General features: G+C 57.9%; 3 protein-coding genes and 1 pseudogene. 2 read left to right on the top strand and 2 right to left on the bottom strand.

The features are described from left to right. Window positions 1–402: 402 nt before the first annotated feature. Window positions 403–684, bottom strand: a complete 282-nt coding sequence (locus LB565_RS29715) for a hypothetical protein (protein WP_224589619.1) — start codon at window positions 682–684, stop codon at window positions 403–405. Window positions 685–1,538: 854 nt separating this feature from the next. On the opposite strand from LB565_RS29715, the gene LB565_RS29710 reads away from it, so the two are divergent. Next, window positions 1,539–2,786, top strand: coding sequence for a GGDEF domain-containing protein (locus LB565_RS29710; RefSeq protein ID WP_224589620.1), 1,248 nt, complete (start codon window positions 1,539–1,541; stop codon window positions 2,784–2,786). Between the two features lie 11 nt (window positions 2,787–2,797). After that, window positions 2,798–2,946: pseudogene (locus LB565_RS29705) on the top strand (SOS response-associated peptidase); the annotation flags it as partial. 23 nt (window positions 2,947–2,969) lie between these two features. On the opposite strand, the gene LB565_RS29700 reads toward LB565_RS29705, so the two are convergent. Then, window positions 2,970–3,156: hypothetical protein (locus tag LB565_RS29700; RefSeq protein ID WP_224589618.1), on the bottom strand; the 187-nt coding region annotated here is incomplete at its 5' end.

Genomic DNA, 3,156 nt, shown 5'->3' with positions numbered 1-3,156 from the left:
CAGGTGACTTTGAACAATCACCAGCCTGCCATGACCGCCCTCTCTCAGCGAATTTGCAGAACTCTCAGCACACTACCTGTTTTTCGTTCCAGCCCCCACCGGTTAGGCCCGGCGCATTGGCGACTCGAGCCGCCAGAGTGCCGGGCCGCTCCGGTTCAGAACCGCCGAGCGATGAAACAGGCGGCCAAGCTGAATGGATGGAAATCCCATTATCGGCGCGTTATCGGCGCCGGAAAACTCCCTAACGTCCGCATCGTTCCGTCCGGCTATCCGATGATCGATCGGAAGCGAGCCGCGGCACCTTGATCCTCGGCGTTGGCCTTTCTCGCGGTTCCTTTCGACGCCTTGGCTCACCGTCCATTGACCCGCCGGCCACGGTTGCGCCTGAAGGGATAAAGCCCGCTATGGCTGGAGCAGAACGCCACCATATCGCGCCCAAAGGTGTTCGCAATCCCACGCCCTCAAACTTGGCGCTCCTGGTTCGCCATATAAGACCATCGCATTGCGAACGTCGTATCCAAGCACTGACGCATTGGCGACGAACTGGATGGCTCGTCCTAAGCTGATGGCGCTGATCCGGGTTTCGATCTTGCTGTTGAGATCGATGATGCCGAAAACCTCCGCGCCTGCACCTCTGCCGGCCAAAACAGCCGTTGAGATCGCATCATCCAGAGCAAGGAGCATCGCGCAGTCCCCCGCAACCAACGCCTTTTAACCTCGACACGCGAAATTTGTTCCGCGTCGATGATAAAATCTTCAACTGCCGCAAGCGCCGGTGTGTTCCTGGCAGTTGATGCCGAGTGAACCGCGGTGATCCCTCTTTGATGTCATCGAGCAAAGCCGCGGGACATCTCTCAGTTTTTCACGACCGGACGGCGATCTCCACTGGCAGCGGGGAGCGCTGGTTCTGCAGCGAAGCTGATGCCCGATCCGAAGAATGCCGAAACGCACGCCGGTAGCGCCCACCGTAGTCCTGAACTGCTGCACAAGCGCGGCCTTGGTTTCTCTGACGGCCAGCGAACGTCATCAGGGTATGCGGTCGAGCTTTGTGGGCCATCAACTCAACACCAATCCGGCCACCAAAACGACCACGGCGACCGAAAATGGAACTGCCAGCAGCCAGCCCGCTCCCATTACGTCTACGTCGGTTTCGGCATGTTTCACGAAAAGGCTCCTTGGAGAACGAAAGATTCAATCGCCCGATGGTTCCCTTGATGCTGAGCCATGTTGCGATAAATCGCTCCTTTCATGGGGGGCCGTTCAGAGGCGGCAAGCAGGCTCTTTGTTCGGCCGCTGTCGGAGCAACGGAACACACGGATTTCCCATCATTCCATCAGGACGCGCTCCTCCGTGGCCACAGCCTTGAAGACGGACCTCACGGCGGGTCAATTCGCCAGCTAGGGCAGCGAGACATGAACACCATGACTAGAAATGAATTCTTTAGCATAGTCTGACAGGCTCGCAATTTGCGGAACCCCGGGTGGGGTTCGATGGATGATCAGGAGGAAGCATAAGGGCTAACGACTGTGTCAGATCTCATGCACCTCGATGTGCAGGATGACCCTGCTTTAAGTGCCGAAGTTGACCGGCTTCTGGCGCGCCGAACGCGCGACATCCGCCTCAAAGGTGAGATCAAGCGTCTGTTTCGAGCACGAGTCTGGTCGCAAACGGCGAAGATCATCCGCGCATGGATGATCTGGGTAGCCTTGTTGGATCTGCTAACGCTGGCGCTCAACATGCTGATGCTCCCAACCGCAATCGCGCAATCTATGCTCCTGCCCGGAGCTATTATCCCGCCCGTCGTCATCGCAGTAGTTCTCGCATGGCGAAAGCCGCGTCCCCCCTGGTTCGAAGGGACTTCGCTGATCACTGGCATGTTCCTGATTTTGTTATCGGTTGCCTTGGTCGGCGTAGCCGCCGGCGGCGAGTTCTACGAACGGCAATTGAATGTCATGCTGTTCGTGGCCATTACAGCCATCATCATCTTCGGCATCCCGCTGGCCTGGACGGTCACGATTGCCGCGCTGGCGCTCGGACTGTATCTCGTGTTTCAGGTGCGGAATCCGGCCATCGAGCATGGGAGCGCCGTCGCTGGAACGCTGTTCTTCGCCAGCGGTATCTTCGCGACGGTCGCAGCACGGCGCATCATAACAATTCTCGCTCAGAAGAGTTTCCTGTTTGAGCTACGCGACCGGCGCAGGGTCGCCGAATTGGCTAAAGCGAATGATCGACTGGAATTGCTGGCGAAGACCGATCCACTCACGGGCATCGCCAACCGGCGCTGGATGACTGAGACGCTTAACCACCTGTGGGGAAATGACAAACGTTGCCTCGACGGTGCGGCAATGCTGATGTGCGACATTGATCACTTCAAGAAGCTGAACGATCACCTTGGCCATTCCGAGGGTGATCGCTGTCTGGTGGAGGTCGCCAATATTATTCAGGAGAATATCAGGCGCGATCGTGATTGCGTGGCTCGCTACGGTGGCGAAGAGTTCCTCGTGCTCCTGCCCGGGGTAACCGAGGAAGAGGCGGTCTCTGTGGCTGAGCGGGTTCGTAAGAGCATTGAGGCCGCCGCTTTGCCCAACCCCGGATCCCGCGTCTCGCGCAGCGTCACTCTCAGCATTGGAGTTGCAGTTCAGACTGCTGACGAGGCCATTTCACCGGAGCAGTTGCAGCGTCAAGCGGACGCCGCACTCTATCTGGCCAAGCAATCCGGCCGGAACCGGGTGCTGCTCCACAGACCCGACCCGGCGGTGCACAAACATGCCCGCTCGACGCGGTGATACCAGCAGATGCGGAGCAGAGCCACGCGCCAAACGACAAAGATTCAGAAACCGGCATTCAGCGAAACTTCTGGTTCGCCCTGAACGAGAAGCGCCCATTATTCTTCTTCGCCGGTCTGTGGACGCTTGGCATGGAGTTCGCAAGGTCAAGGAAGATCCGCGCCTTCGAACGGTCTGTCGTGCCTATTGCACAGCGTAGGGCTGGCCCCCGATCACCCGAGCCCGAAACGGCACAGGAGCAGCGGCCTCTAAGCAGAAATTTCTAGATAAAATCAAACATTTAACGGAAATGGCGATGGTACCGTTGGCTGGGATCGCCGTGTCGCTGTAGTCGTTGTTTTTGCTAAGTTTTTTCTGTTTCGATGATTGA

Source organism: Mesorhizobium sp. CA14 (genome assembly GCF_020165195.1).
Classification (GTDB): domain Bacteria; phylum Pseudomonadota; class Alphaproteobacteria; order Rhizobiales; family Rhizobiaceae; genus Mesorhizobium.
The sequence above is the reverse complement of the archived record's forward strand: the minus strand, read 5'-3'. Positions and strand labels throughout refer to the sequence as shown.